Annotated in this window: 24 protein-coding genes; 12 read left to right on the plus strand and 12 right to left on the minus strand. The window is 50.8% G+C overall.

From position 1 onward, the window contains the following. Nucleotide 1: 1 nt before the first annotated feature. Both BLU30_RS11300 and BLU30_RS11305 read right to left on the minus strand, forming a co-directional pair. On the minus strand, nt 2–1,222 hold the full coding sequence (locus BLU30_RS11300; protein ID WP_090246472.1) for a 2-hydroxyacyl-CoA dehydratase subunit D: 1,221 nt from the start codon (nt 1,220–1,222) through the stop codon (nt 2–4). Between the two features lie 44 nt (nt 1,223–1,266). After that, on the minus strand, nt 1,267–2,061 hold the full coding sequence (locus tag BLU30_RS11305) for an acyl-CoA dehydratase activase (protein ID WP_090246474.1): 795 nt from the start codon (nt 2,059–2,061) through the stop codon (nt 1,267–1,269). A gap of 367 nt (nt 2,062–2,428) precedes the next feature. Here BLU30_RS11305 and BLU30_RS11310 point away from each other — a divergent pair, with 367 nt between their 5' ends. The 3 genes from BLU30_RS11310 to BLU30_RS11320 all read left to right on the plus strand — a co-directional run bounded on the left by BLU30_RS11310 (nt 2,429) and on the right by BLU30_RS11320 (nt 5,204). Continuing rightward, on the plus strand, nt 2,429–3,058 hold the full coding sequence (locus BLU30_RS11310) for a TetR/AcrR family transcriptional regulator (RefSeq protein ID WP_090246476.1): 630 nt from the start codon (nt 2,429–2,431) through the stop codon (nt 3,056–3,058). A gap of 262 nt (nt 3,059–3,320) precedes the next feature. Beyond that, entirely contained in the window at nt 3,321–4,097 is a 777-nt protein-coding gene (locus BLU30_RS11315; RefSeq protein ID WP_090246477.1) for an SDR family NAD(P)-dependent oxidoreductase, read from the plus strand. A gap of 15 nt (nt 4,098–4,112) precedes the next feature. Then, nucleotides 4,113–5,204 (plus strand): zinc-dependent alcohol dehydrogenase, encoded by a 1,092-nt coding sequence (locus BLU30_RS11320; RefSeq protein WP_090246479.1) that lies wholly within the window; start codon nt 4,113–4,115, stop codon nt 5,202–5,204. Nucleotides 5,205–5,605: 401 nt separating this feature from the next. Here the strand turns inward: BLU30_RS11320 and BLU30_RS14725 are convergent, their stop codons facing one another. The 4 genes from BLU30_RS14725 to BLU30_RS11335 all read right to left on the minus strand — a co-directional run bounded on the left by BLU30_RS14725 (nt 5,606) and on the right by BLU30_RS11335 (nt 8,730). Next, nucleotides 5,606–6,145: a hypothetical protein gene (locus BLU30_RS14725; RefSeq protein WP_143024238.1), complete on the minus strand. Its 540-nt coding sequence runs from the start codon at nt 6,143–6,145 to the stop codon at nt 5,606–5,608. A 54-nt stretch (nt 6,146–6,199) separates the two neighbouring features. Next, nucleotides 6,200–6,325 carry a hypothetical protein gene (locus BLU30_RS14650; RefSeq protein ID WP_278286253.1) on the minus strand — a complete coding sequence of 42 codons (126 nt, stop codon included), beginning with the start codon at nt 6,323–6,325 and terminating at the stop codon, nt 6,200–6,202. Continuing rightward, nucleotides 6,322–7,599 (minus strand): nickel-dependent lactate racemase, encoded by a 1,278-nt coding sequence (gene larA / locus BLU30_RS11330; protein WP_090246482.1) that lies wholly within the window; start codon nt 7,597–7,599, stop codon nt 6,322–6,324. The genes BLU30_RS14650 and larA overlap by 4 nt, the downstream gene beginning before the upstream one ends. A 393-nt stretch (nt 7,600–7,992) precedes the next feature. Further along, complete coding sequence (locus tag BLU30_RS11335) at nt 7,993–8,730, minus strand: XRE family transcriptional regulator (protein WP_176770919.1); 738 nt, start codon at nt 8,728–8,730, stop codon at nt 7,993–7,995. Nucleotides 8,731–8,883: 153 nt separating this feature from the next. Between BLU30_RS11335 and BLU30_RS11340 the strand changes: the two genes are divergently transcribed. The 7 genes from BLU30_RS11340 (at nt 8,884) to BLU30_RS11370 (ending at nt 14,882) form a co-directional block, all read left to right on the plus strand. Further along, the gene (locus tag BLU30_RS11340) at nt 8,884–10,143 is read left to right on the plus strand and encodes a Y-family DNA polymerase (protein WP_207648008.1); all 1,260 of its coding nucleotides are present in this window, start codon (nt 8,884–8,886) and stop codon (nt 10,141–10,143) included. Between the two features lie 46 nt (nt 10,144–10,189). Next, complete coding sequence (locus BLU30_RS11345) at nt 10,190–11,068, plus strand: radical SAM protein (RefSeq protein ID WP_090246485.1); 879 nt, start codon at nt 10,190–10,192, stop codon at nt 11,066–11,068. 86 nt (nt 11,069–11,154) lie between these two features. After that, a complete protein-coding gene (locus BLU30_RS11350) occupies nt 11,155–11,583 on the plus strand; it encodes a MarR family winged helix-turn-helix transcriptional regulator (protein WP_090246487.1) in 429 nt (142 codons plus the stop codon). A gap of 79 nt (nt 11,584–11,662) precedes the next feature. Beyond that, entirely contained in the window at nt 11,663–12,298 is a 636-nt protein-coding gene (locus BLU30_RS11355; RefSeq protein ID WP_090246489.1) for a YczE/YyaS/YitT family protein, read from the plus strand. Between the two features lie 60 nt (nt 12,299–12,358). Then, nucleotides 12,359–13,489, plus strand: a complete 1,131-nt coding sequence (locus BLU30_RS11360) for a helix-turn-helix domain-containing protein (RefSeq protein WP_090246490.1) — start codon at nt 12,359–12,361, stop codon at nt 13,487–13,489. Then, nucleotides 13,479–14,375: a helix-turn-helix transcriptional regulator gene (locus BLU30_RS11365; protein ID WP_090246492.1), complete on the plus strand. Its 897-nt coding sequence runs from the start codon at nt 13,479–13,481 to the stop codon at nt 14,373–14,375. The genes BLU30_RS11360 and BLU30_RS11365 overlap by 11 nt, the downstream gene beginning before the upstream one ends. A gap of 66 nt (nt 14,376–14,441) precedes the next feature. Beyond that, entirely contained in the window at nt 14,442–14,882 is a 441-nt protein-coding gene (locus tag BLU30_RS11370; RefSeq protein ID WP_090246494.1) for a GyrI-like domain-containing protein, read from the plus strand. Nucleotides 14,883–14,942: 60 nt separating this feature from the next. Here BLU30_RS11370 and BLU30_RS11375 read toward each other — a convergent pair whose 3' ends face one another. Together BLU30_RS11375 and BLU30_RS11380 are read right to left on the minus strand one after the other, a co-directional pair. Then, a complete protein-coding gene (locus tag BLU30_RS11375) occupies nt 14,943–15,947 on the minus strand; it encodes a uroporphyrinogen decarboxylase family protein (RefSeq protein WP_090246495.1) in 1,005 nt (334 codons plus the stop codon). 28 nt (nt 15,948–15,975) lie between these two features. Further along, a complete protein-coding gene (locus BLU30_RS11380; protein WP_090246497.1) occupies nt 15,976–17,178 on the minus strand; it encodes an MFS transporter in 1,203 nt (400 codons plus the stop codon). A 187-nt stretch (nt 17,179–17,365) separates the two neighbouring features. Here BLU30_RS11380 and BLU30_RS11385 point away from each other — a divergent pair, with 187 nt between their 5' ends. Beyond that, a complete protein-coding gene (locus tag BLU30_RS11385; protein WP_090246499.1) occupies nt 17,366–18,895 on the plus strand; it encodes a helix-turn-helix domain-containing protein in 1,530 nt (509 codons plus the stop codon). 144 nt (nt 18,896–19,039) lie between these two features. After that, nucleotides 19,040–20,719 (plus strand): energy-dependent translational throttle protein EttA, encoded by a 1,680-nt coding sequence (ettA, locus tag BLU30_RS11390; RefSeq protein WP_090246501.1) that lies wholly within the window; start codon nt 19,040–19,042, stop codon nt 20,717–20,719. A gap of 211 nt (nt 20,720–20,930) precedes the next feature. On the opposite strand, the gene BLU30_RS11395 is transcribed toward ettA, so the two are convergent. Genes BLU30_RS11395 through BLU30_RS11410 form a run of 4 tightly spaced genes read right to left on the minus strand, consistent with a single transcriptional unit; the run spans nt 20,931 to nt 25,913 of the window. Then, the gene (locus tag BLU30_RS11395) at nt 20,931–21,257 is read right to left on the minus strand and encodes a hypothetical protein (protein ID WP_090246502.1); all 327 of its coding nucleotides are present in this window, start codon (nt 21,255–21,257) and stop codon (nt 20,931–20,933) included. Next, a complete protein-coding gene (locus tag BLU30_RS11400; protein WP_090246504.1) occupies nt 21,258–22,637 on the minus strand; it encodes a [FeFe] hydrogenase, group A in 1,380 nt (459 codons plus the stop codon). It abuts the gene before it with no gap. Continuing rightward, nucleotides 22,630–24,519 carry an anaerobic carbon-monoxide dehydrogenase catalytic subunit gene (gene cooS / locus BLU30_RS11405; protein ID WP_176770920.1) on the minus strand — a complete coding sequence of 630 codons (1,890 nt, stop codon included), beginning with the start codon at nt 24,517–24,519 and terminating at the stop codon, nt 22,630–22,632. Before cooS ends, BLU30_RS11400 begins: the two co-directional genes overlap by 8 nt. Nucleotides 24,520–24,569: 50 nt before the next feature. Next, nucleotides 24,570–25,913 carry a butyryl-CoA:acetate CoA-transferase gene (locus BLU30_RS11410; RefSeq protein ID WP_090246505.1) on the minus strand — a complete coding sequence of 448 codons (1,344 nt, stop codon included), beginning with the start codon at nt 25,911–25,913 and terminating at the stop codon, nt 24,570–24,572. Between the last annotated feature and the right edge of the window lie 60 nt (nt 25,914–25,973).

Raw genomic sequence — 25,973 nt, forward strand, 5'->3', positions numbered from 1 at the left:
CTTACTTCCCCTCCTTCTTATTTTCTTCCATGATTTCTACCAGGCCCTGCAATCGCGTTTCATACTGTGCTTTAGAGAATGAACGCGGATCCGATTGGTCTCCATCAAATAACGCAGAAGGAATCCCATGTTTTTTCTCAAGTCGACGGTTGCATTCCCGCATTTTTCCAATCATTGGTTTGCAGCTCCGGGTCACATTACTCAGAATTCCATCTATCTTATACGTATCGATGATGTAATCCCGGCGGCCTTCCCACATATCCATCCCCGAATTACACACCAGAGAGGTATAGCAATTAACCATTTCCCGGACATCCTTATATGTTTGGAAGAACAAGTCGGTGTAAGAGCTCCCCGTAAAATTACACCCCATATTGGCCATGCATTCGTTACAGTAACGAAGATGAGGCCAGCAGGCAATTCCGTCAGAAAGGATTCTATATTTTTGTTCGCCCCTGAAGGTCGTTTCATTGTTGGCAATGCGGTCCTTCAACTCCTGGACCCACAATTCAAACACTTCCGTCGTTTTCGGGCTTCCTTTCATTGTCACCATCAATGACAGATAGTTTAATAAATCATGACCATTAGCGGGTGAGGGGTCGTGCCCAATTAAATCCTGGGCTTCATGATATAATTCACCATTGCGATCTGCAATAGCCATCGTTTCCCGGAATTTATCATAATCAAATTTTCGGCCGGTGATTTCTTCAAGCTGATGGACAGCCGTTTCCAGCTGGCGAACCATATATTCCTGCTTATACTCCGGTACAGGCACCTGGTTATTGAAGGGCATGTCAATTAAGATATAGGGAATATCGAACTCCCATGCGAGATTTTCATACCAATGGACGGACATATTACAGATATTGCTCCCCACGATAACATAGTCGGGCATGGGAACATCCAAATCGCGTCCGAAGGGCTTCCCAGAGAGGCAGTACCCCATATTGATACGGGAATATGAGCATAAATCCATGGAATATCCGTGGTTTTCTGCATATTCCAGATATTCATTAGCGGCAGCGTGATCTTTCGCGGCAATGGCCGCGGAGTGATTTTCCGGATACACGACCTTTAAATCCATGGATTCAAACAATTCTTTTACGAATTGTGCCGTACAGTAACCAATGGGCTCCCCACGATCCTTGGCCTCCCGAATATCAGAATAGTGGGTTGACAGCGCTTCTCTGCATAATTGCTTACTGTTTTTTTTCTCATTCATAATATATTCCTCCTTTATTTCATAGAGCGTTTACGAGGATTATTCTACTTTTCCAACCCCCTCCCTTCCTGCATTGCTTCAAAAGCCAGAATTGCGGCACCCAAAGCCCCCATCATTTGGGGATTCTCCGGGACCGTTACCGGCAGTTTAAGTTCTCTTTCGATTGCTCGAATGACCCCCCTGTTTTGGGCGACGCCCCCGGTCATGACAACTGAGGCTTCGACACCGGCGCGATGGGCCAATCCACACACGCGTTTTGCCACCGATTTATGGATGGCTGCTGCAACATTAGCCAACTTAGCACCATTGCTCATCAGGGAGATGACCTCGGATTCTGCAAACACTGTACAAGTTGTACTGATATTTAAATCTTCATCTGCCTGGGCTGATAAATCACCCATCTGGTCGACCCTCGTTTCCAATACGCCCGCCATAACATCTAGGAAGCGACCAGTACCAGCGGCGCACTTCTCATTCATAGCAAAGCTTTCCATCTTGCCAAGCTTGTTAACCTTAATCGTTTTGACATCCTGACCCCCGATATCAATAATGGTCCGGACATCCTTCAGCTTAAAATAAGCCCCTCTGGTGTGGCAGCTCAGTTCACTGATCTGCTTATCCCCAAATTCAAATTTCTTTCTGCCATATCCCGTTGCAATGGTATAGGCAATCTCTTCCGGCTTCAGATTGCTCTTCTCAAATAGTGCATCCATGACGCGTTTTGAACCGCTTGTTCCTGTTCCCACATCCACTTTTGCTAAACTGACAATATCTGTTCCATTTTTTAGGATAATACCCTTTGTCGCTGTTGAACCTATATCGATTCCTAAAGTATACATGAGACCTGCCTCCCAATCTTTCCGACTGACCGCTATAAATATAGAGCGTGTTCTAGATATCGATTAGCTTAGCACCTTTTGTTTTCGTTGTCAAGACTGCATTGATACTTTTTTTGTCAAAGTACACCCTTAATGTAAACCTATTACTTCCTGAGTGTAATCGAAACGCCCATTTCCTGCGGAGGTTGGTCGATTCCTTTCCCACGAATTAAATTCCCGAGGAAAAGCAAAACTTAAGTAGAACCACCATAGAACCATTTGATTTTATAGCTTTTTATGCTATATTATTAATATCAAGCTCATACAAATCTAACCTATTCCCTAGAAATAGGCGAATCATGTATAGAAAGGCCAGAATAAATAAAGGATGAAAGTAAAATTTAAACAGTTACCTATGACACGCAAGCAAAAAAGCCTGCAAACCCGTAACAAGATTATTGATGTCACGATGCATTTACTGCAAAAGGATGGCTATGATCAGGTGACCGTTCGCAATATTTGCAGTTTGGCAGAAATATCCAATGGAACCTTCTACCATTTTTTCAATTCCAAAGACGACCTTATGGGTGAATACCTGAAACAAACCCAAAAGGATTTTAAAGCCGATATTGGAGAACTTGGCTTATTGGAGTACATTCTCACCGGATATCTCAATTTGGCAGACAACTATATGGAAATCGGCACTGAATTTACGAGCGGCTATTATACGGCTAAAAACAAAGCCTTTAATATCCATACACGGAGTCCCGGCAACTACATGCGTGATTTATATTATCAGAAATTGATTGAAGCCCAGCAGGAGGGCTACATTAATCCCCGCCTCACCATCGACACCATTGTCCACGATATCCAAATCATCGTCATCGGTAATATATTTGAATGGTGCGTCGTCGATGGGATTTCAAATTTAAAGGTGGATCTGGAGCGGACCCTCCGTGGGTACTTAGAAACTATTTTTACGGATTCCTATTTCAAGATTTTTCCCAAAAAAGACTAAGCCCGCTTCATTTCATTATCATCCGGGTTGTTGCCGCCCATTATAACCAAAACTCCAATGTGACTTTTCCCTCACATTGGAGTTTTTTTATTTTTCCCTTGACAAAGGGAAGATATCCTTTTACACTTGATATAAATAGAGCGTGTTCGAGATTCAATCCAGATTTTATTTGTATTCCAGTTGTATTGGTGGCAATAGCCCGGATTCGTCCTGGGTTAAATTATTTACTTGCCCCGATTATTTAATTCGAAAAGGAGTATTTATGGATTTTTATGGAAAAACAACAGTGGTAACTGGTGCCGCCAGTGGCTTGGGTGCGGAAGTAGCCAATGCCTTTGCTGAAGCGGGCGCGAATGTCGCACTTCTTGATTTGAATGAAGATGGTGTTAAGAAAAAACAAGCTGAACTCGCCAGCAGCAGCAAAGGAAAGATTGTCGGTATAGCCTGTGATCTGACAAACTTTGATGCCGTCCAGCTTTTAAATGAGAAGGTCGAAGAAGAAATCGGCCAGATTGATGTTTTATGTAATATCGCTGGTGCCAATCCTGCCGCTGTTAATAAGAAAATCATCGAACAGGATAAAAAGGGTTGGGATACCGTCATTAATCTCAACCTCAATATTGCCTTCAATTGCATCCGGTCATTCGTCCCTGGCATGACCCAACGCGGCTACGGCAAAGTTGTCAATATTTCCTCCGTCGCAGGTGTCATGGGTGGCGGACTCATGGGTAAGGGCGCTTATGCCGCTGCAAAGGCCGGCGTGATTGGGCTGACCAAGGTATTGGCTCGGGAAGTTGGCGAATTCGGCGTGAATGTCAATTGTATTGCTCCCGGCATGCATTTCACCCCCCTAGTTCAAGAGTTAAATAGCGATGAAGGCGCACGGGATACCATCAAACGGATTGTGGATAACCTTCCCCTCCATACTGGTGGAGATCCGGCGGATTTAGCACAGCTATTCCTCTTCTTGTCCTCTGATTCGGCTAAGTTTATGACCGGCGACATCATTTGCTGTGATGGCGGCTATTCAATGCATTAGAAAGGGAGTTCCTTCATGAAAAAAACAAAATCCTGGGTGGTTACTGATGCCAAAAAAATGAGCCTGCAGGAATTCGATGTTCCTGAAGTTATCGCAGATGACGAATTATTGCTTAAAGTGAAATGCACCTGCATCTGCGGAAGCGATCCCCACCGTTACCTCAATGATGATGGAAAGGCTACGAATTTTTATCCTTTGATTCTCGGTCACGAATTTGCTGGTGTTGTGGAAAAAATCGGCCCCGATGCCGAAAAGATCTATGGTGTGACCGTCGGCGACCGCGTAACCGTAGAACCCTATATCGCATGTGGTCATTGCGACTATTGCCGTGAAGGCTCCTATCAATTATGTGTGGAAGGCCAATGCTACGGCTGGTCCATTCCGGCAACCGATGGGAAGCACCTCAACGGTGCCTACGGCGAATACGTCGTAGTCCGCCCCAACTCCAGAGTCTTTAAGCTAAAGGATGATGTCTCCTTTAAAGCAGGTGCCTTATCCTCTGTCATCGGCAATGGCTACCACCTGGTTATGGATAAAGCCCAAATGAAGCCTAATGAAGCTGCGCTTATCCTTGGACCGGGTGCCCTTGGCCTGTGTACCGTCGTTGCAGCAAAAGAAGCTGGTGCCAACCCCATCATTATTGCAGGAGTTGGAGACAACGATGAAAAACGCCTGGCCCTTGGCAAGGAATTAGGTGCCGATTATACCATTCGACTGGATAAGGAAGACATTGTCAAACGAGTTAGCGCAATAACTGAGGGTAAGATGGCCGATGTTGTATTTGAATGCTCCGGTGCCGCCCCCGCCTATAAAACCGCTTTTTCCTGCATAAAGAAACTCGGAACCATCGTTCTGTTGGGGATGACCGGCGGTAAAGAAATCCCCCTTTCAATCGATCAGATTGTTACCCAGGAGTTACAGATTAAAGGGTCCATTGGACAACCGGATGACGTTTCCTACGCAGTAAAGACCATAAATAAACAAATTTATCCATTGGAAAAAATGATTACCAATGAATTTCCCATGAGCAAAGCCGACAAAGCCATCGAATTCTTTATTAGCCGCACGGATCCCAGCTGTATCCGTGTCGCGCTCATCAACGACTAAACAATAGACGCTTACTACCTTCCAAAAGGAAGCGGGCTGTCCTGACAGCGGCCCCTTCCTTCTTATTATCTACGCATTAGCAACCTCCATCCACTAAAACTTTAATGCAAAATCAATGGGTTGTGCATAGCCAGTAAACAGGAGAATTATTTGTGAAAAAAATAGTTCAACACCGTATAAACGTCATAGCAACACTGTTGGAAATAGTTTTTTCCGTAATTTGTATCATCATATTGATCATTTTGTCATTTCTCATGTTGAAAAATATGATGACCATTGAATTCCTGACTCAGGAAGGCGCATTGAATATCTTTTTAAATACGACGCTTTTTATTCTGATTGGGTTTGAATTTTTGCGAATGCTTATGCACCCAACCGCTGCCACCATCGTTGATGTCATCTTATTTTCGACGGCGCGGCAAATCATTATATCCCACAACTCGATTTACGAAACGCTGGTGGGGATTGCATGCATCTTCGCTCTTTTTTCCGTACGTAAATATCTTTTGTGCCGTACCGATACCCCAGAACCTGTCGTCTTCAAAGGTATACGGAACACATCTCTGATTAATCGTCTCCTGCGGACGAATATCCCCGGGAGCAATGGTGAAGACCTGGCCGCCGTAATGACGAATAACCTTGACCAAAGGAATCAGAAAATCGTAACCGGTGCGATTGTCGTTTTTGAAAGCGTAATCCTCCGTGTGAAAAAAATGCGGGATAATCAAATCGATCTTGTCGAGATCATCAAACTCCCAAAGCAACACGACTTTAGCCGCCATTAAAGAAAAGGCAGCTCCGCTATCCCCTTGAGAGCGTAACGCCAAAATCGGAATGAAACCATCGAACGGATCTTTGCCATCGTCAAAGAACATCATGGAATGCGTTATACTCAAAGCGTCGGGAAAGCCCGGGTTACCATACAGGCCAGAGGCTAACATTGACCTACCTGAATTTAAAAACCTGCCTATCCTGAAGCATAATTTGTACCACCCTCAATATTTTTTTCGTTTTTCAATTTCTGGACAAAAAGAAAGCCAGCTAACCGATTTCTTTGCTTCAGTTAGCCGGTTTGTCGACGCTCTGATATCGCCACCATTTGATGGCGATGCTTTTTTCATTTTTTCTCCACCATAACCGCAATCCCATTGGGAATCACTGTGAATTTAGCGTCATTCCCTTTGATTTCCCTGGCTTTGTCCATGGCGGTTGGAAGATCCGGGGCGTAGATCATCTTCATTTCCTCGATGGTCTGCTGCATTTCCGGGCGGCTGACGTAGATAACGGGATGCTTCATCAGAATCCGGGCCTGGATTTGGTATTCCCATTGATCAGGCTTCGTTTGATCCTGGGGAACCTGGAGGATTTCTTCCATCAGAGCTTCCGGACTTTCGCAATCTTTTAAGGCACGGTAGAAACCTTCTCCACCCGTCCCGTCAGCACATTCAGCACACAGAATGATAACCCCATCCTCCCCGGCGCTGGCTTCAGCAGCGGTCATGCTCTTCACACATTGGTACATATTCTGGTCCAGGGGGGCACCGCCGTTGCTGGTGATGACGATATCCGCCGGTACGGCATCCACCTTGCAGTAGCCCCGGAGGAATTCGCAGCCTGCCTCATGGGCGGTGAAGGGATCCCCGGCAAAGGCGGCCACCACCTTTTTATCCTCATCGATAACGGTGTTGACGATATAAGCCAGGTTGGCCTGCTCGGCCGCAGATTTCATATCCTTGTGAATGGGGTTTCCCTCTAAAATCCCCGTCCGGGCATGGTCACTGGCAATAAAGGCCCCACAATGGTTGCCCAGCACCGTCACCCGATCAGATACGCCGGGGAGGACACTCTTTCTCCCACCGGAGAATCCGGCAAAGAAATGGGGCTCGATAAAGCCTTCGGACACCAGCAGATCGGCTTCAGCAGCCACCTTGTTGATGATAAGGTCTGCCCCCGAAGGGAGTACCCCGATTTTAACATTGGCATCGGCATTGGCGGAATCATGGACGATGATTTTTTCTTCTGCCACAATTTTTTCACCCAGCTTATCCACCAATTCTTCCTTGACGGTCAGTCGATGAAAGCCAGTGGCCACCAGAAGGGTGATGTCAATATCAGGGTTTCCTTCCCGCAGTTCCTTTAGCATAAAGGGGATGATATGCTTGCTGGGCACGGGCCGGGTGTGATCGCTGATGATGATGGTAGCATCCTTCTTACCCTGGGCCATCTCCTTCAGGGTCTTCCCACCAAAGGGAGCAGTCATGGCGGCAACGACAATATCGTCCTCTGAGCCTTCTGCTTTCAAATCGGTAATATTGGATTCCAGTACTCCGGCAATATGTTCATCGGCTAAGTCCAAACTCAGCCGTGTGCTGCCATAGGGAATTGAAAAATGCATATTCTTCCTCCAAATTGAATTTTATTTTGGTCTGTGGTCTGACCAATTAATTGATTTCATTATACGCTATTTCCCTCCCCAGTGCAATAAAAAAAGCCGGTAAAAATCCGGCTTTCAGGATGTCGACAAACGAAGGTTAGGGGGAGGGTAAAAATACGTGGACAGAGGAACCTCTGCGGGCAAGAGCTCTAAATGACCTGCAAATCAAGTGAGTCAACCCGCTATAAACCTGATCAAAACCAAAGGTTTTGTGCCTTGACGGTTGAGGGCTGTCCCTTTATTCGTCAGCGCCTGGAGTCCGAAGGGAATCTTTTTTATCCTCCCCCTGACCGTAATATTCCACTTTATCTTCACTCTGAAAGCCGGTAAAAATCCGGCTTTTCGGTCTGTTTCTTAAAGAGTTTGTACCCGGCCGACCACCCGCAGGTCGTCCGATGCCCTTATGATGATGGGGGCGTAGCGTTCATTGAGGGAATGCAGATAGATGCCTTCCCCTTCCTCCTGCTGACGCAGCTCCTTAATATAGCCCTCTCCATTTAAAATAAAGATACCCACTTCTCCAGGCTTCAGATCCTGGGTCTGCTGAACGAAGGCAATATCACTGTCGTGAAATTTAGGCTCCATGGAGTCTCCAGAAATACGGACGGCAAAATTCGCCCGGCCCGGAACCTCTTCAGCAGGAAATGCAGTTATTTCATAATCATCAGCGTCCAAAAATTGGCCGGTTCCGGCCGATGTCGGCAGACAATACAATGGAATTTCCACATAGGGAAGCGATTCCTCTTCACGAATCATGGCCTGTTCATACTCCCAAAATTCCTGAATCTGGCTGCGCACCATTTGCCGCCCCTCTTTGGATAGATTCCGATAATGCTCCAGGATAATGGATTCATTTTTACTCAGGTGCTTCCGGGAACCCCTATCATCATCAAAGAGCTCCCACATCTGGCAATGCAGAGCCTGGGCCAAAGCCGCCAAGGTATTCACCGTTGGGTTGGTGGTAATACCACAGATAATTTTTGAAAGGGTGTTGATGGGAACTCCGGATGTCTCAGCCAACTGCTTATTGGTTAAATTCCGTGCTTTTTTTAACTTCTTCAAGTTATCAGCGATTAGGGTATTCATTTTCATTTTTTCATCCTCCATTTTTTTATTATAGCACACATTTTCCCATAATAAAATCCTCTCCTTTATTTTATTTCTTATAATGCATTTTAGTCTTTACATATGCCATCAACAGGTGTAGTATAAAAGAAAAATTCCTTTTATGGAGGTTCGTATTCAGTGGATCGCATTATATTACATTCTGATATGAATTGTTTTTACGCTTCCGTGGAGCTCCTTTCCCGACCAGAGCTTAAAGGTCGACCCGTAGCCGTAGCCGGTGACCCCCAAAACCGCCACGGTATTATCCTCGCCAAATCCCAGGCAGCCAAAGAAAGGGGGGTGAAAACTGCAGAGGCCATTTGGCAGGCCCGGGAAAAATGTCCAGATCTGATTCTCCTTCCCCCACATTATTCTAAATATATCCACTATAGCCAATTGGCCCGAAAAATTTATAACCGATACACCGATCAGCTGGAGGGCTTTGGGCTGGATGAGGCCTGGATGGATGTCACTGGCTCCCAACGTTTGTTTGGTAATGGGATGGATATCGCCCGGTCCATTAGCCGTACCATTAAGGAAGAGCTTGGCCTGACCGTATCCATCGGCGTCAGCTGGAATAAGGTCTTTGCCAAATTCGGAAGCGATTATAAAAAGCCGGATGCCATCACTGAAATCAACCGCAGAAATTACAAGGACCTCGTATGGAATAGCCCCATTGAAAATCTGCTGTATTGCGGCCGGGCCACCACCCGGAAGTTAAATGCCGTAGGGGTAAAATCCATTGGACAGCTGGCCCGTTTGGATGATGGCTTCCTGAAAGGACGCATGGGGAAAATCGGCCTGATGCTCAAGGCCTTTGCCCTGGGGCAGGATATCTCCCCGGTTCGCCCCTTCGATGAAGCACTGGGAGATACAAGGCGTCTGGTAAAATCCATTGGGAATGGCTACACCGCCCCCCGGGACCTGGAAACCCGGGAGGATGTCAAAATGATGACCACCATCCTTTCCGAAAGTGTGGCGGCCCGGCTTCGAACGGCAGGCCTCCTCGCCCAAACACTATCCCTTCACTTAAGGGACAAACAGCTCCACTCCATCACGAGACAGAAAAAGTTTGCGGCCCCCTCGGATATTACCGAGGAGTTCATCGCCACGGCCATGGCCATTTTTGATGCCAATTACTTCTTCCACTCCCCCATTCGATCCATGTCTATTCAGGCCTGTGATCTGGTGGACCCCGTGTGGGGGACCCAAATTGATTTTTTTACCGATCAGGCGGACAGAGAGCGCACCGCCCGGCTGGACCGAACCATCGACGATCTGCGCACACGCTACGGTAACCAGGCCGTACGGCGGGCCATCACCCTCGGAGATAGTGCCATGCGGGTGCTGGATCCCCTCACGGATAATGTTGTCCATCCCAATGGCTTTTTACATTAAACCTATGTTATAATGCCAGCATAAATGAACAGGAGGAAGGACATCAATGAACTATGAAGGACGGGTATTTCGCCCCCCAAGTGAAGCCTACAGTCTCATTATACAGGCCACTGTCGGCTGCAGCCACAATGCTTGCCGATTCTGCGATATGTATAAGGAAAAGCGATTCCACATCCGGCCCTTAGAGGCTATTCTGGAGGACCTGCGGGAAGCCCGTTCATTCTATCCCCGTATCCATCGCATCTTTTTAGCCGATGGTGATGCCCTGGTGATGCGCCAGGCCCATTTAATCGCCATCTTAAAAACCATTTCCCAGCTTTTTCCAGAATGTGAGCGGGTGGCCTGCTATGCCTCTCCTAAAAGCCTTGGCACCAAGGACGACAACCAGCTGGCTGAGCTCCATTCCCTGGGCCTGACCATGGCTTATATGGGCCTGGAATCCGGGGACGATGGTGTACTGACCCACGTGAATAAGGGCGCGAGTGCCGGGGAGATGATTACCGGGGGCCAGCGTATCCGAAAGGCTGGTATCGCCCTGTCGGTCACAGCGATTTCCGGTTTGGGGGGCACGGCCCACTGGCAGGACCACGCTATCCATACCGCTGGAGCCCTCTCCGCCATGAATCCCGATTATATCGGCCTGCTCACCCTGCGCTTAGAGGGACAAGCCCCCATGGTGGAGGAGGTCTCCAAGGGAGATTTCACCATGCTCACTCCCATCCAGGTCGCCGCTGAAACCCGTCTGCTCCTATCCCATATGGATAGCCCCGGCAGCGTCCTCCGGGCCAACCATATCTCCAATTATGTCAATCTTGCCGGAACCTTGAATGCCGATATTCCCAAGCTGCTCGCCACGCTGGATGCCGCCCTTGAAGGGCAAATTCCCTTCAAAAGCGAAGCGGCACGGTATTGGGACGTTCGATAATCCCTTGACATTCAATTCAGTTTCCACTAAACTATACAGTATGTTGTACATTAACCCTCTCCTTTTGGGAGTGTAAAGGAGCCGCCATGACAACCCGAGATGACGAATTTATCATTACCCGCCGGGTCCTGCACCTTGGCAACCTGCTCATCAACAGCCAACAGGATGAATTTGATAAATTTTCCCTGACCTTTGTCCAGGCGGAGGCCTTGTTTTTTTTCGATAAAATCAAGGGTGCCCGGGCGATAGACCTTAAAGAGCATCTGAATATTTCCCATCAGGCCGCCCGCAGCATCGTTGACCGCCTGTGCAAAAAAGAATACCTCCACCGAAAAACCTCTTCAGAGGATGCCCGCGCAAAACAAATTTATTTAACTCCATCCGGCCAAGCTGCCTGTGATGAGCTGAAGCAGCTTGGTCTGAGCGATGGGCAGCGTCTTCTAAAACAGATTAATGCCAAGGAGCGGCAGCAGATTCTAAGTCTCCTAAAAAAGATGATTGCCAATGTACAATAAATTTTTCGACATATATACAACCTGTTGTATATATGTCTGGTAGATTGATCTATTCTGCCATGAAAGGACTTATATTTTAGTGGAAAAATTACAACGTTATGCTATTTTCGCCCTCGGCCTTTTTGTGAATTCCTTTGGGGTCAGCCTAATCACCAAAGCAGACTTGGGAACCTCCCCTATTTCTTCCATTCCCTATGTTCTAAGCCTAAACTTCCCTGCATCCCTTGGGATGTTTACCATTTTCTTCAGCCTTGTCCTAATCGGTCTCCAATGGTTAATTCTCGGAAAAAATTTTACCTCAGAGTATCTGCTCCAAATCCCTGTTTCCATTCTCTTTGGCTATTTCATTGACTTTTGCATGGTCATTTTAGCGGCTCTGCAGCCATCGACCTATTTTCTTCAATGTCTATATCTTCTCCTCGGCTGTCTTATTTTAGGCCTTGGCGTATATGTTGAGGTCCTGGCAGATGTGGTCATGCTTCCTGGGGAATCCTTTGTCCGAGCCATTGTTTCCCGCTGGAATACTGAATTTGGTCTAACAAAAATCGCCTTCGATGTCTCTATGAGCGTAATGGCCGTGGCTGCTTCCTTCTTTTTTTCAGGTACCCTTGCCGGCGTCCGGGAAGGTACCCTGATTGCCGCTCTTTTAGTTGGCTTTATCGCCCGTTTCATCGCCAAACGTTTTTCCTTTTTGCCCCCTTTAATTTTTCGTTAGGCGTGTTTTTTTACAGGAAATCCGCTATAATGGAATTATCTCCAAAAGGTAGGTTCCACCATGAAAAACATCCATCTCTCTCAAAAAATAACGTCCCTGCGCAAGGACCGAAAAATCACCCAGGAGGCCCTGGCCAAATTCCTGGGAGTCTCCAAGGCTGCGGTATCTAAATGGGAAACGGGCCAAAGCTTTCCCGATATCACCCTACTGCCCCAGCTGGCCGATTATTTTGGGGTGACCATTGATACCCTCATGGGTTACGAACCCCAACTTACCCGGGAGGAGATCCGGGAAACCTACCATCGCCTGGCCCGGGCCTTTACTACAGAGCCTGCAGAATCTGTCCTTAGCCAATGTCGGGCTTTAATCCACGATTATTATGCCTGCATGCCTCTGCTCTTCCAAATGGGCCTCCTCCTAATGAACCATCTGGACCGGTTTCCGGCGGCACGCCATCCCGCCTTGCTCCAGGAAATCCTCGTTCTGATGACACGCTGCAAAAAAGGTGCCCCGGAGCTGGGGATCTTCAAACAGGCCAATGCCATGGAAGCCCTCTGCCAATATAACCTGGGAAATTATGACACCACGATCTTCCTCCTGGAGGATTGTACCAGCACCACGGACTGTGGCGATGACCACGCACTCCTGGCCATGGCCCACCAGGCCAAGGGAGATGCCGGAGCCGCCCAGGAAACCATCCAGGTAGGAACCTACAATGCTCTTTTGAATTTTTCATCCCTGCTGATTACGGATTTAAATTTAATCCCTGACCAACCCAAGCGTTTTGATACCATCATTACCCGGTTTCTTGCCCTAAGGGATGCCTTTTCTCTGGAAGCCCTCCACCCCAATACCATGTTCCAATTCTATCTGACAGCAGCCTCTGGCTATTTAGCCCAGGGCAGGGAAGAAGCGGCCCTGGACATGCTGGGGCATTACGTGGCCATGGTCACCCCCAGCCTCTTTCCCTTCACCCTCCACGGCGATGACTTTTTTAACCAAATCAATCCCTGGCTTTCAGATTTTGATTTAGGACCCGTTGCGCCCCGAAGCGATGGGAGCATCGCCAAAAGTTTAGTGGCCGCCCTTCGGGACCATCCCGCCTTTGCCATGCTGCAGACCAACGGACGGTTTAAAAACCTACTGGCTGAATTAATCCAACGAATTGAGGCAATCACCCATGGCCAGTAGCCGACTCTTCGAAATCCTTAACCTGCTCCTGGCCCGGGGAACCCTAACGGCCAAGCAACTGGCCGAGCATTTTGAGGTTTCCACCCGGACCATCTATCGGGATGTAGACCAGCTCTCCCAGGCGGGCATTCCCATTTATACATCCCAGGGCAAGGGCGGCGGCATCGCCTTGCTGCCTGGATACGTCCTGGACCGGACCATCCTAAGCGAAGGAGAGCAGCTCAGCATCCTCGCAGCTATACAGGCGGTGGATGTCCTGAGCCCTGAGCCTTCCGATACCGCCCTGACCAAGCTCGCCGCCCTTTTTGGCACACCCCAGGATGATTGGCTGGAAGTGGATTTTTCGGATTGGGGAAATGGCCAGGAGGAGGCAATGATTTTTATCGCCTTAAAGGAAGCCATCCTTAGGAAGCATCGCGTCTCCTTCTATTACCATGGCGCCACCCACTCTGCCCAGCGGGTGGTGGAGCCTTTAAAGCTCTGCTTTAAAGGACAAAGCTGGTACCTCTACGCCCATTGCACCCTTCGGGATGAACCCCGATTTTTTAAGCTGCGCCGAATTCAAGACCTCACACCCCTTCCAGAAATCTTTGGCCGAGTGGCACCCGCCCGGGTTTTTACCGATGATCCTGCCATCGATACACCCACTCTTTGCGCGAAACTGCGGCTTTCCCCCAGTGTGGCATATCGGGTCCGGGATGAATTTAGCACCTATACCACGCTCCCGGATGGCCGCTTTGAAGTTACCCTGGAAGTGCCACCTGGGGATTGGCTCTATCAGTATCTGGCCACCTTTGGTGCCCACTGCGAAATCCTTTCCCCACCCTCCCTCCGGGAGGAAATGCGCCGCCGCCTGGAAGAAAATTTAAAAGTTTATTCTAAATAAGACATCCTGTTGTCATATTTCATTTGGTACACTGGGACCATCAACGAAAAAACAGGAGGTTTTTTTATGAATTATGAAATGGTATCCCTTGAGGAAAAGATTGTCGTGGGGCTCTCTGCCACCACAGGAAATAATGATCCCCAAATGGGGGAAATTATCGGAAATCTTTGGAAGAAGTTGTACGAAGGCGGGGTGTATCCCCAGATTAACAACAAGGTGGATGACCACGCCATCGGTCTGTACTCTGACTACACCGGTGAAACCTACTGCGTCACCGTGGGCACCGCCGTATCCACAGCTGATAACCCGGAGCTTGCCCGCAAAATAATCCCCGCCGGGCGCTATGCCCGTTTCTTAATCCGGGGTGATATGGTTCAGGCCGTAACGGCCGCCTGGGGTGCCATCTGGGAAATGGATTTAGACCGCAGCTTCACCGGGGATTTTGAAGAGTATTTAAGCCCGGATCCGGTGAATGGAGAAATTGCCATTTATGTGGCGTTGAAATGATATCAAAAGGGAACGCACAGCCATAACACTGTGCATTCCCTTTAATCCATTCTTCCCTTCTTATTTTCCGTTCAGCCTCTCAATCTCCTCCGTAATGGCCTCGTACACTCCGGGGTACACGCTGCCCGGGCCACCCTGGGTGATACAGGGAATAAAGTACTGGCTGCCACAGGCTTCCACCACGGCGTCCACTTCCTTGGCCACACCTTCCGGGGTCCAATCCTCTTTATCGATTTTGGAATTATCGATGCCCCCCATAAAGGAAATCTGTCCCCCGTATTCCTTGATCAGGGTGGGGATATCATTGGCGTCAATACAGCCCTGCCAGATATCGATCCCCACTTCAATCATGGCCGGGACCAGGTTGGCGGCGTAGGAGTCACTGTGGTGGACGATGAGCTCGACCCCGTGGGATTTGTAATAGCCATAAATCTTCTTATAGGCCGGAACGATGAATTCTTCGAACATGGCCGGTGACATAAAGGAGGATTTGGCACTGCCCCAGTCATCGTGATGGAAGATACAGTCTGGCTTATAATAGGTGCAGAGTTGCTCGGCGTAGCGCAGCTCGTAGTCAGTAATATACTCAATGAGGGCCGCCATTTCTTCGGGCTCCTCGTAGAGATTGATCATGCAGTCCTCCATCCCCATGAGGTGATGGCACTGCTCAAAGACACCGGGTGCCACAAAGCAGGTGGCAAAGACTTCATTTCGGTCGATGGCGGAGACGGCGGGCATAAAAGGTGCCCAATCCTCTGCGGTAAAATCGGTTTTAGGTGCCACAACCACCTCCCGCCAATCTAAAATGTCCTTTAAAACCTTATGGGCATCGTCATGGACAGGAAACATCCCGGGCACACCCTCTGGCCAATCAAAGGTAATGCCCCAGGCATTCTTTTTCGGCCCGCTGCCGGGAAAGACCATTTCCCCCTGGGCGGAGATGGGGTCTCCCATGAGCATCTTATACACGGCATCTGTGCATTCAAAGGCTTCGTACTGATTGACCAGACGGTCAGGATGGCCGCCGCGAATGGTTTCAAGCAGATTTTGACGTTTTGTTAACATGATTTTTCCTCCATAATTTAAACTACAATCACACATTGGTACCCAGATTCATCTTCCGGGTAAGGACAAAGAGCAGTACTGCTGAAATGGCGATGGACACCCCCGCCAGGTAAAAATACATCATCATATTGCCGCCTGCCAGGGGAATGACGATATAGGTGGGGATGATGATGGATCCCAGATTCATCATGGTGGATGCAATGCCGCTGGCTGTCCCAGCATACTTCGGCCCGATTTCCGGGAACATCACTGTCAGGGATACCATAATGGAAATCATCCCGCTGCGCAGGGCGCCGTTTAAAAAGGATGCCAGATAAATGCTCCAGGCCGCCCCTTCCACCATGGCCACCGCCGCACCACCGGCAATGAGTCCGGCAATAAGCAGGATGAGGGCGGGACGCCTGGATTTAGCAATAATCATCGGAAAGGTGACCGACCCGATGATGGAGCCAATCATCAATACGGTTCCAAAGGACCCTGCGGAAATTTCGGTATAGCCCTTGTAGGCAGTTAGATAGGCCACCTGAAAATTAGCAATAACCATAGCTCCCCCCAGCATGGTGAGCATCGTCAGTCCTAAGAGCCACACATTTTTACTTTTCAAAGAAACCCCCAGGGCCTCTTTAATGGGAACACTTTCCACCACCCCGCTGGATTCGCCTTGAAAATCCGACTTTCGGACCAGTACCAGCCACAATACGGTAATAACCGTGCAAATAATGGCCGTTACCCAAAACAGCAGCTCCAGGCTTGGGAAAAGAGCCGTCGTCCCGTAGGCAACGGCCATGGCGCCTGTGGATCCACCCATGATAATGCCGATCACGCTCCCAACCTTCTCCATGGGAAACAGCGTCGCCGTAATCTTAGCAAGATTCGCATTGAGCACTGCAATGGAAAAGCCCGCCAGGGCCATTCCCAAAAAGACCATGGTGTAATTCGTGGCGAAAACCCGGATGAATAATCCAATGGCTGAAATCACCATACACACCGAAACAATTTGCTTCACCCCATACTTATCCACCAAGACCCCAAGGACGATGCTTAAAAACAACGCGGGAATCAGGGGTGCCGTCATGATACTGGAAAACTGGGCATCCGTTAGCCCATAAGCCGAATAAACCATGGATGGCACCGCCGCCACTTGATACTGGGAATAACTTCCGAAGAAAATCCCCAGGAACACTAAGGTGATGACGACCATCGCCGCATTGCGTTTTTTTGTCCTACTCATACATACCCTCCTCAACAAAACAACACTACCGCATTACAAAAGACGGTATCCGAACAGCAGCATGCCGGCATTTTGCCCTGTCACTCTCTTATGCCCCCATCATAAACCCTTTTCATCTTGCTGTAAATCCGTGAATCTGTTAGAATCTTTATAGAAATAATGTGCAACATGCACAGTGGAGGATACTATGCAGATCAATGGTGATATTCTTTTATACCAGCTGTCCCAGTATTTTGATGTGGCCGAGGCCCGATGCTCAAACCATTACCCCGTTAGCCATGCCCTGTACTACAACGCCTTTTTCCCCATGAAGGGCTGTGCCATCATTTTTTCCGGGGGAAACCTCTCAGAAGCCATTCCCATCATCCACCACTGTGTCATCATCTGCCTGGATCCGCCTGGGGATTCCCTGGAAATCGGTGATAATGACCTCATTGTATTAAGTGATCCCATCTCCCATCAGATCATCTTTAATATTTTGGCGACCATTTTCCAGCTTTTTGAAAAATGGCATCAAAGTCTTTTTCAAATCCTACACAGCTCCATGGACTTTCACGCCCTTCTTGAAACGACCCAACAGGTTCTGCCGGCCCCACTCAGCCTAAGCGATCAGGAATTTAAATACGTGGCCTACACCGCCGACTCCGTTCTGATCCTCACCAGCTACATCGATGAGGCCAATTACCTCCCCATGGAAAACATCACCTCCCTAACCACAGCACCGGGCTTTGGCGAAAGCCAAAACCGAAGGGAATCCTATATTTTTTCCGCCGATAATACCGTCGTCACCCGAAATATTTTCTGCGATGACCAGTGCGTGGGCCGCCTGAACGTCATCATCCTGGATGATGATGCTGTGGAGGTGGCCTATAAAAAAGCAATTTTCAATATCCTTGGCCCCTTTGTCGAGGAAATTTACACCCAATCCCGGGGATTCGATATCACCCCACCCAGCCGGCTTCACCTTCGGCAACTTCTGGAGGACTACCATGGTGGAAAATCCGTGGACCCCGCCGGCCTGCTGAATGCCCTTGGAGACAATGGCTATGCCCCAGGGGATACCCTCCAGGGCATCGTCTTTACCCTAAATGCCACCGACCGGGTAGCCTATAACCTCGCCTATCTTCAGGGACAAATGGAACGCCAGTGGCCCGGCGCCTGTTGCCTGAGCTTTGAGGATTCCCTTCTTTTACTCCTCAATGATTCCGATTTTAAACGCTGCTGTCCCAAGCGGGATTTTCGAAGTGAACTCTCCTATTTTCTGCGGGAAAACCTCCTCCGGGCAGGTCTCAGCCGCCCTTTTGTCCAGCCCCTGCAATTTCTCTCGGCCTGGAAACAGGCCCACTACATCCTCACCCGGGGTCAGGAAGCGGCCCCCTCCCGCTGGGTTCACACCTTTGATGAAGATGCCCTGAACTGTCTGTTAGATCTTGGCATCCACACCTTTCCCCCAGAGCTGGTGTGTCATCCTGGCCTTCTGGCCCTCATTCAGCACGATGAAAAGCAAGGCACAGCCTTTTTCACCACCCTGGCCCACTTTATCCGCCACCGCTACAATGCCTCGGCCGCCGCTAAGGCTTTGTATATCCATCGTAACTCCTTTATCGGACGCATGGACCGCATTCGAGAGTTGATTTCTCTGGATTTAGAGGATTTAGATGAGCGGCTGTATTTGGAATTGTCCCTGCGGATTTTAAAGGAATCCCACCGCTCTTAATCCCATCAAAGGACGACCATTCAGGCTAGAAAACGGATTATGGGGGACTTTCCACTATAATCGTATAAATTTTAAAGCTATTTTGCTTTTTCACACATAAAGTATGTTATGATTTGAGTGCAATAAACTTATGAGGAGAATCGTATGTCAGAATTTATATATCACATGTATCAAGCAAGAAAAGCCCACGGGGATAAGGTCATCCTTGACAATGTTTCCCTATCCTTTTATTTCGGCGCAAAGATCGGAGTCGTTGGACCCAATGGCATGGGGAAATCTACCCTGCTCAAGGTTATGGCCGGCATGGAGACCGTATCCGCCGGGGAAGCCACGCTTTCCCCTGGATACACAGTGGGGATGCTCCAGCAAGAACCGCCCCTGGATGAAGATAAAACCGTTATTGAAAATATTCGAAAGGCCTTCGGGCCCCTACTCAAAAAGGTAGAACGTTTTAATCAGATCGGTGAAGCCATGGCCGAAGCCGATGCCGACTTTGATCGTTTAATGACAGAAATGGGCGACCTTCAAGCCGAAATCGACGCAGCAGATGGCTGGGATATCGACAGTAAATTATCCCAGGCCATGGATGCGCTGCAATGCCCAGACCCGGATACCCCGGTCCATATCCTCTCTGGCGGGGAACGCCGCCGGGTCGCTTTATGCAAGCTCCTGCTCGAAGGTCCCGATCTTCTATTGCTGGACGAGCCCACGAACCATTTGGACGCCGAATCGGTTTTATGGCTGGAGCAATTTTTAAGCACCTACCCCGGTGCGGTGCTTGCGGTCACCCATGACCGGTATTTCCTGGATAATGTTGCCGAATGGATTTGCGAGGTGGATCGTGGGCAGCTGTATCCCTACGAAGGAAACTACTCCACCTATCTGGAAACCAAGGCTGCGCGTCTTGCCGCTCAGGGACAGCAGCACGCCAAGCTGGTTAAGCGTATCGAAGCCGAACTGGCGTGGGTGCGCAGTTCTCCCAAGGCCAAGCAGGCTAAAAGCAAGGCCCGCCTGAATCGTTTTGCAGAAATGGAAGCGGCTGCCGCATCAACCAGCACTACCGACTTCAGCGATATTAAAATCCCCCTCGGTCAAAGGCTGGGCACCAAGGTCATCATTGCCGATGATATTTCAAAATCCTTTGGTGACCGGGTGCTCATCAATCACCTTTCCTTCCAACTGCCCCAGGGGGGCATCGTGGGGGTGATTGGTCCCAATGGCGTGGGAAAGACCACCCTCTTTAAAGCCATCGTTGGTTTAGAACCCTTAAGCGACGGCACCCTGGATATCGGCGAAACCGTCAAAATTTCCTATGTGGATCAAAATCGTGGGGGTATCGACCCCGACAAAAGCATCTGGGAGGTCGTGTCCGATGGGAATGATTATTTGAAGGTTGGCAATACCGAGGTACCCAGCCGGGCCTATCTTTCAAGCTTTGGCTTCAAGGGTTCAGACCAACAAAAAAAAGCCGGAGTTTTATCCGGCGGTGAAAAAAATCGTCTGAATCTGGCGCTAACTCTAAAGGAAGGCGGCAACCTCATCCTCCTGGATGAGCCCACCAATGACCTGGATGTGGCCACCTTATCCAGCTTAGAATCCGCTTTACTCAGCTTTCCGGGCTGTTCTGTGGTCATCAGCCATGACCGTTTCTTCTTAGACCGTATCGCCACCCATATCCTTGCCTGGGAAGGCACCGACGAAAATCCTGGGAACTGGCACTGGTTCGAAGGAAACTTTGAGTCTTACCAAAAAGACCGCATCGCCCGTTTAGGAAAAGAACTGGCTAAGCCTCGGGTCATTCATCGCAAGCTTACAAGAGCCTAGTACCGCTGCATGGTGCCTTGTTTTGGCGTACTTTACTGGCACCTTTTAACAAAGAAGGATATTGCCTCCAATGCAAGGCTGTAAACCACCTTTTTGTGAAAAAGCGTCCTGGTGACAAAACGCCAAACAGAAATCCCCCCTGAATGCCCATCAGCAATAATGCGGCATCCAGAGGGGGTATAAAATAATGATTTAATAAAACACCATCATTTCAAAGGGGGCGTATGATATATTCCTCAATCAGACCCATGGGATCCAACGTCGCGCACCCGACACAGGGATAATCCTCCCCGCTCAGGGTGACGGTGTAGGTCATGGCGTGCGGCAGCATCTGCTTGATAGTGACGCTGGCATCATACTGATTGAAGATACCGGTGAACACCCGGGCGACCTCGCCCGGTGTCCGGGCTTCCATATCCGGTGCGCCGGTACGGCGCAGGGCACCGTCGCTGAAATAGCAGGGATCGGCGAACAGATCGGCGATGGCCTGGGCATCCTGGCCATCCAGGGCCAGGGCATATTCTAATAGTGCTTTCATTTATTCCTCTACTCCTCCCGGGCTTTCTCCATACACACATCCACCGTAGCGGGTGTGCAGCAGCTGTTTCGCCATCGCACTGAGGGGCTTGCCGTAAAAGGCATTGTAGATCTTGGTGATTTCCGGATTATCCATGGCATAACGCATGGCCACATCCCCATCGTTTTGATACAAGGATGCGATTCGGGCTTTCCTCAGGGACTCCGGTACGGGGATGACCATAGCATTGGGCTGTCCGGCGCCGCTGATACAGCCCCCTGGACAGGTCATGACTTCAATGAAATGGAAGGCCTTGTAATAGCCGCCCTCAATCATACGGTCTGCAGCGTCCAAACCATGGACAACGGCGACGCGAATGACGGTCCCGGCAATCGCTACCTCAGCCCCTTTGACCTGGCTGAGGCCCCGCACCGGGGCGTAGTCCAACAGCTCCTCGGGGGCCCGCTCCCCAGTAAGGGCGGTGTAGGCCATGCGCAGGGCAGCTTCCATGACCCCCCCGGTATTGCCAAAGATCACGGCACCGCCGCTGCCCCGTCCCAGAAGTCGGTCGTAGGTGACGTAGGGATTCAGGGCGGCAAAGGTGATTTCTTCCGCCTTCATCCATTGGGCCAGTTCCTGGGTGGTGATGACATAGTCATTGTCCCGGAGGATGCCGTCCCCCAGGTATTCGCCCGCATCCCGAAGCTCTGGACGGTTGATTTCCGCCTTTTTCGCGGCGCAGGGGGCGACGGCCACACTGACGATACGTTCGGCGCTTATATCCATCTGCTCGGCAAAATAGGTTTTAATGGTCGCACCCTGCATACTGATGGGACTTTTTGCCGTAGAAATCAGGGGCAGGATCCCAGGGTAGTGGTTCTCTGCATGGCGGACCCAGGCCGGACAGCAGCTGGTGAATTGGGGAAGGTTCTCCCCTTCCACCACCCGCTTGAGGAACTCGGTCCCCTCCTCCATGACGGTGAGGTCCGCCGCAAAGGTTACATCCAGGACATAATCCCCACCCAGCTGCCTTAAGGCATCGACCAGCTGGCCTTCCACGAAGGCCCCGGGCTTCTGTCCGAAGGCATCCCCCAGCCCCACCCGAACGGCGGGAGAGGTGGAGAATACCACGATGGCATCGGGATCGGCAATGGCCTGCTTCACGGCATCCACATGGGACCGTACGGTCAGCGCCCCTTCCGGACACACGGTGGTGCATTGCCCGCACCCCACGCAGGGATAGGGCCCGACGGCCCCCTCCCGGAGGTAGCGGGTGACCACGCCCACATTTTCCATGCACATATCCAGACAATTGCCACAGCCCACGCATTTATCCTCATCCTTGACGATGGTAGGATGTCCAGGATCGACCGGGATACACCTCAAGGTTCTTTCAGCCATCCAATCCCAACCCCTTCCGTTTTTCCGCGATGATGGCTTCAAAGGCCGCCGCGGTGGAATCCACATCCTCATCGATGAAGAGGTAGCCTCCTGTGAGGTCCTTCATGGTTTCGGTGAACAGGGTGACCGCCGTGTCACTCCCGGTAACGAAGGGGGCCAGCCCTAGGTGCAGCGGGAAGCCCAGGGTCAGGGCGAAGGCACCATCGGCCAGGGCCTGTTCCTCCAGCCATTGGGGTGCGGAGACGACAACAGGCAGCTGGGGCAGATCCACCCCAAGGGCCGCTGCCAGCTCCCCTGCCACCATTTCGATGCGGCCGATGGCCAGACAGGGACCGAAGTTCAGCACTGGTGGGACGCCCAGGGCTTCGCAGACGGCTTTAAGGCCGGGGCCAGCCTGGGTGCTGGCCGCCGGGCTCATCAGCCCACTATTGGCCAGGCCGCCGGAGGTACAGCCCGCCGACAGCACCAGGATATCTGAAGCGATGAGGCGCTTGGTTAATTCGATGGTAAAGACATCATGGCCACCAGCCCGCAGGTTGGAGCAGCCCACCACAGCGGCTACCCCCTTGATCTGCCCGGCAACGATGGCATCCAGGACTGGCTGCCAGCTTCCCCCCAGGGCTTTCTTCAGGGTAAGGTCCGTAACGCCGGTGATGACGTCCTGAGCCCCATGGCCGGCCATGGGATTGATGCGCTTCTGATCCCCCACCCGCTTGGCATAGGCCACGATGGCGGTGGACAGGATTTCCATGGTGATGGCTTCCCGGCTGGCCTCGCTATAATGTAGGCCCCGTGCACCGGCCTTCTTGGCCACATCATCCAGGCAGAGCATGGGGATGTCCAAATCGGTACAGATGGGCTCGATCCCCGGCAGGGTACAATTGAATTCTGATACCACCACATCCACGCAGCCCGTCAACAGGACGGCTTCGCTGGTGTAGTTGTTGCCCGCATGGCCGGAAAAGGCCGTTCCACAGTGGTTGTGCCGCAGCTGCAGGTCCTGCCCCACGCAGGTACAGCCCACGATCTTAATGGCTTTGGCCCCCACCATGGCGGCCTTGGCCTGGATCTCTGGCTGTTCCAGCTGCTGGATTAAATCGCCGAACATGGCCTGCTGATGGCCGGTGATCATGATATTGACGCAATCGGGATCTATGATCCCCAGGCCGGTGGCCTCGAAGCCCAGCTCTGGTTCACCCAGGATGATATCATTGAGCAGATTGGTGAGGACCAGGCCGTAAAGGCCCGTGGAAATACCCAGGCGCAGGCATTGCATGGCCATGTCCACAGGATCAGAATTCAGGTTGGTGGAGGTTTTAACCAGGGCGTTGAAGATTTCATCCTTTCCGCCACCGGGCAGGATGCCCAGCTCCCGCCATTTTGTCAGGCGCAGGGGCGTGGCCAGCTTCTCCAGGACCACCATCTGCTCATCGTAGGGCCGGCGCAAATCCGTCAGAATAGTTTCAGCCAGAATCAAAGCGGCATCCCCATCTTCGGCGGCAGAAATTCCCAGTTGCCCGCAAAGGCGGTGGAGGGTTTCCGGTCCCTTTAGCGTCCGACCAGCCTGGACTGCTTCCTTCAGCCGCTTTGCGGCATTTTCCACCACGTGGATGTAGCAGCCGGATCCCGCCGCCACCGAGCGCAGGAAATTGCGCATGACGATGGTATCCGCATCCGCGCCACAGACTCCATAGGGACGGTTTTTAGAGATGCGGCAGGGACCGTTGGAGCAGAGCTTACAGCAAACCCCTGCCAGGCCGAAGCCGCACTTCACCTCCTGGTCCACCATGCGATGGTGGGAGACCCGGCGGCCGGATTCCCCTAAAAACTGCTCCAGGCAGCCATCCGCATTCCGACACATTTCACACTGTGTTACTCCCATATCCTTCTCTCCTTACAATCGAATATCCCCTGAATCCTTCAGGTTGGGACTTATTTGTTGCTTCGCCGCCAAATCTTCATCTTCCCGGCCTCCCGGATGAGTTCCTCCTGGAATTGGGGATGGGCGATGGAGATCAGGGCTTCCGCCCGCTGCCAGGTGGACATGCCTTTAAGGCACACCTTCCCATATTCTGTGACCACATAGTGGGTGTTGGGTCGGGTATCCGTCACCGTGGACCCAGGCTTTAAGATGGGCAGGATCCGTGATTTCAGTTCGCCGGACCGGGTTTTAAAGGTGGAGGAGCAGCAGATGAAGCTTTTACCCCCCTTAGACAGATAGGCCCCCAGGACAAAGTCCAGCTGGCCGCCGGCCCCTGAAATCTGATGATAGCCCGAAGATTCTGCGTTCACCTGGCCGAAGAGGTCGATGTCCACCGCATTGTTGATGGACATGAAGTTGTCGATTTGCGAGATGACCCGAACATCGTTGGTATAGTCCACGGGCATCCCCATACACTGGGGATTTTCATCCAAAAAGTCATAGAGCTTTTGGGTGCCCGCCCCAAAGGCATAGGTCTGGCGGAAGCGGTCGATGGCTTTTTTTGAGCCATTGATCTTCCCCGCCTCGGTGATATCCACAAAGGCATCCACGAACATCTCCGTATGGACACCCAGGTCCTTGAGGTCCGACTCGGCGATGAGGGCTCCCACGGCGTTGGGCATCCCCCCGATACCCAGCTGGAGGCAGGCCCCATTGGGGATTTCCGGCACAATGAGCTCGGCGACCCTTCGGTCCACCTCGCCGGCCTTGCCCGCCCCCATTTCGGCCATGGGCGGGTTGTCCCCCTCAACGATGTAGTCCACCTGGGAGATATGGATGGCTTCTTCCACCCCGCCCAGGCAGCGGGGCATATTCTTATTGACTTCGACAACGATGACCTTGGCGGTTTCGCAAAGGGCCATCATATGGGACGCGTTGGGTCCAAAATTGAAATACCCGTGGGCATCCATGGGCGCTACCTGGAAGAAGGCCACATCCACGGGGTCGATATTCTCCCGGTAATACCGGGGCAGCTCCGAATAACGCAGGGGGCAGTAATAGGCAAAGCCCTTCTGCACCGCCCGGCGTTCGATGCCGCTTAAATGCCAGGAATTCCAGACCAGGTGGGCTCCGGGATCCTCCAGCTTGAAGATCTCTGGCTCCCACATCAAAATCCCCCCATGGAATTTAAGATCCGTGAGGTTCTCTGACTCGATTCGTTTGGCCAGAGCGGCATCCGTGAACCGGGCCGTTCCGGTGGTCCATCCATAATCCACCCAATCCCCGGATTTCACGACCTTGACCGCATCTTCCGCAGTGGAAAGCTTGTTTGCATATTCTCGAATGTATCGCATCGTTTCCTCCATTCCCTACTGGCTAAAAAGAAAGCCAAAGTGTTGGTTTTGGCTTTCTTT

It is taken from the genome of Eubacterium barkeri (genome assembly GCF_900107125.1).
Lineage (GTDB): Bacteria > Bacillota > Clostridia > Eubacteriales > Eubacteriaceae > Eubacterium_O > Eubacterium_O barkeri.

What these genes read in the sequence shown, in the direction of transcription:
- BLU30_RS11395 (WP_090246502.1), bottom strand. Translation starts at nt 21,257, where the DNA reads ATGAAAGCACTATTAGAATATGCCCTGGCCCTGGATGGCCAGGATGCC.
- BLU30_RS11365 (WP_090246492.1), top strand. Translation starts at nt 13,479, where the DNA reads ATGGCCAGTAGCCGACTCTTCGAAATCCTTAACCTGCTCCTGGCCCGG.
- BLU30_RS11400 (WP_090246504.1), bottom strand. Translation starts at nt 22,637, where the DNA reads ATGGCTGAAAGAACCTTGAGGTGTATCCCGGTCGATCCTGGACATCCT.
- BLU30_RS11310 (WP_090246476.1), top strand. Translation starts at nt 2,429, where the DNA reads ATGAAAGTAAAATTTAAACAGTTACCTATGACACGCAAGCAAAAAAGC.
- BLU30_RS11300 (WP_090246472.1), bottom strand. Translation starts at nt 1,222, where the DNA reads ATGAATGAGAAAAAAAACAGTAAGCAATTATGCAGAGAAGCGCTGTCA.
- BLU30_RS11385 (WP_090246499.1), top strand. Translation starts at nt 17,366, where the DNA reads ATGCAGATCAATGGTGATATTCTTTTATACCAGCTGTCCCAGTATTTT.
- cooS (WP_176770920.1), bottom strand. Translation starts at nt 24,519, where the DNA reads ATGGGAGTAACACAGTGTGAAATGTGTCGGAATGCGGATGGCTGCCTG.
- BLU30_RS11410 (WP_090246505.1), bottom strand. Translation starts at nt 25,913, where the DNA reads ATGCGATACATTCGAGAATATGCAAACAAGCTTTCCACTGCGGAAGAT.
- BLU30_RS11315 (WP_090246477.1), top strand. Translation starts at nt 3,321, where the DNA reads ATGGATTTTTATGGAAAAACAACAGTGGTAACTGGTGCCGCCAGTGGC.
- BLU30_RS11320 (WP_090246479.1), top strand. Translation starts at nt 4,113, where the DNA reads ATGAAAAAAACAAAATCCTGGGTGGTTACTGATGCCAAAAAAATGAGC.
- BLU30_RS11360 (WP_090246490.1), top strand. Translation starts at nt 12,359, where the DNA reads ATGAAAAACATCCATCTCTCTCAAAAAATAACGTCCCTGCGCAAGGAC.
- BLU30_RS11305 (WP_090246474.1), bottom strand. Translation starts at nt 2,061, where the DNA reads ATGTATACTTTAGGAATCGATATAGGTTCAACAGCGACAAAGGGTATT.
- larA (WP_090246482.1), bottom strand. Translation starts at nt 7,599, where the DNA reads ATGCATTTTTCAATTCCCTATGGCAGCACACGGCTGAGTTTGGACTTA.
- BLU30_RS11345 (WP_090246485.1), top strand. Translation starts at nt 10,190, where the DNA reads ATGAACTATGAAGGACGGGTATTTCGCCCCCCAAGTGAAGCCTACAGT.
- ettA (WP_090246501.1), top strand. Translation starts at nt 19,040, where the DNA reads ATGTCAGAATTTATATATCACATGTATCAAGCAAGAAAAGCCCACGGG.
- BLU30_RS14650 (WP_278286253.1), bottom strand. Translation starts at nt 6,325, where the DNA reads ATGAAAAAAGCATCGCCATCAAATGGTGGCGATATCAGAGCGTCGACA.
- BLU30_RS11350 (WP_090246487.1), top strand. Translation starts at nt 11,155, where the DNA reads ATGACAACCCGAGATGACGAATTTATCATTACCCGCCGGGTCCTGCAC.
- BLU30_RS11375 (WP_090246495.1), bottom strand. Translation starts at nt 15,947, where the DNA reads ATGTTAACAAAACGTCAAAATCTGCTTGAAACCATTCGCGGCGGCCAT.
- BLU30_RS11370 (WP_090246494.1), top strand. Translation starts at nt 14,442, where the DNA reads ATGAATTATGAAATGGTATCCCTTGAGGAAAAGATTGTCGTGGGGCTC.
- BLU30_RS11335 (WP_176770919.1), bottom strand. Translation starts at nt 8,730, where the DNA reads ATGAAAATGAATACCCTAATCGCTGATAACTTGAAGAAGTTAAAAAAA.
- BLU30_RS11380 (WP_090246497.1), bottom strand. Translation starts at nt 17,178, where the DNA reads ATGAGTAGGACAAAAAAACGCAATGCGGCGATGGTCGTCATCACCTTA.
- BLU30_RS14725 (WP_143024238.1), bottom strand. Translation starts at nt 6,145, where the DNA reads ATGTTAGCCTCTGGCCTGTATGGTAACCCGGGCTTTCCCGACGCTTTG.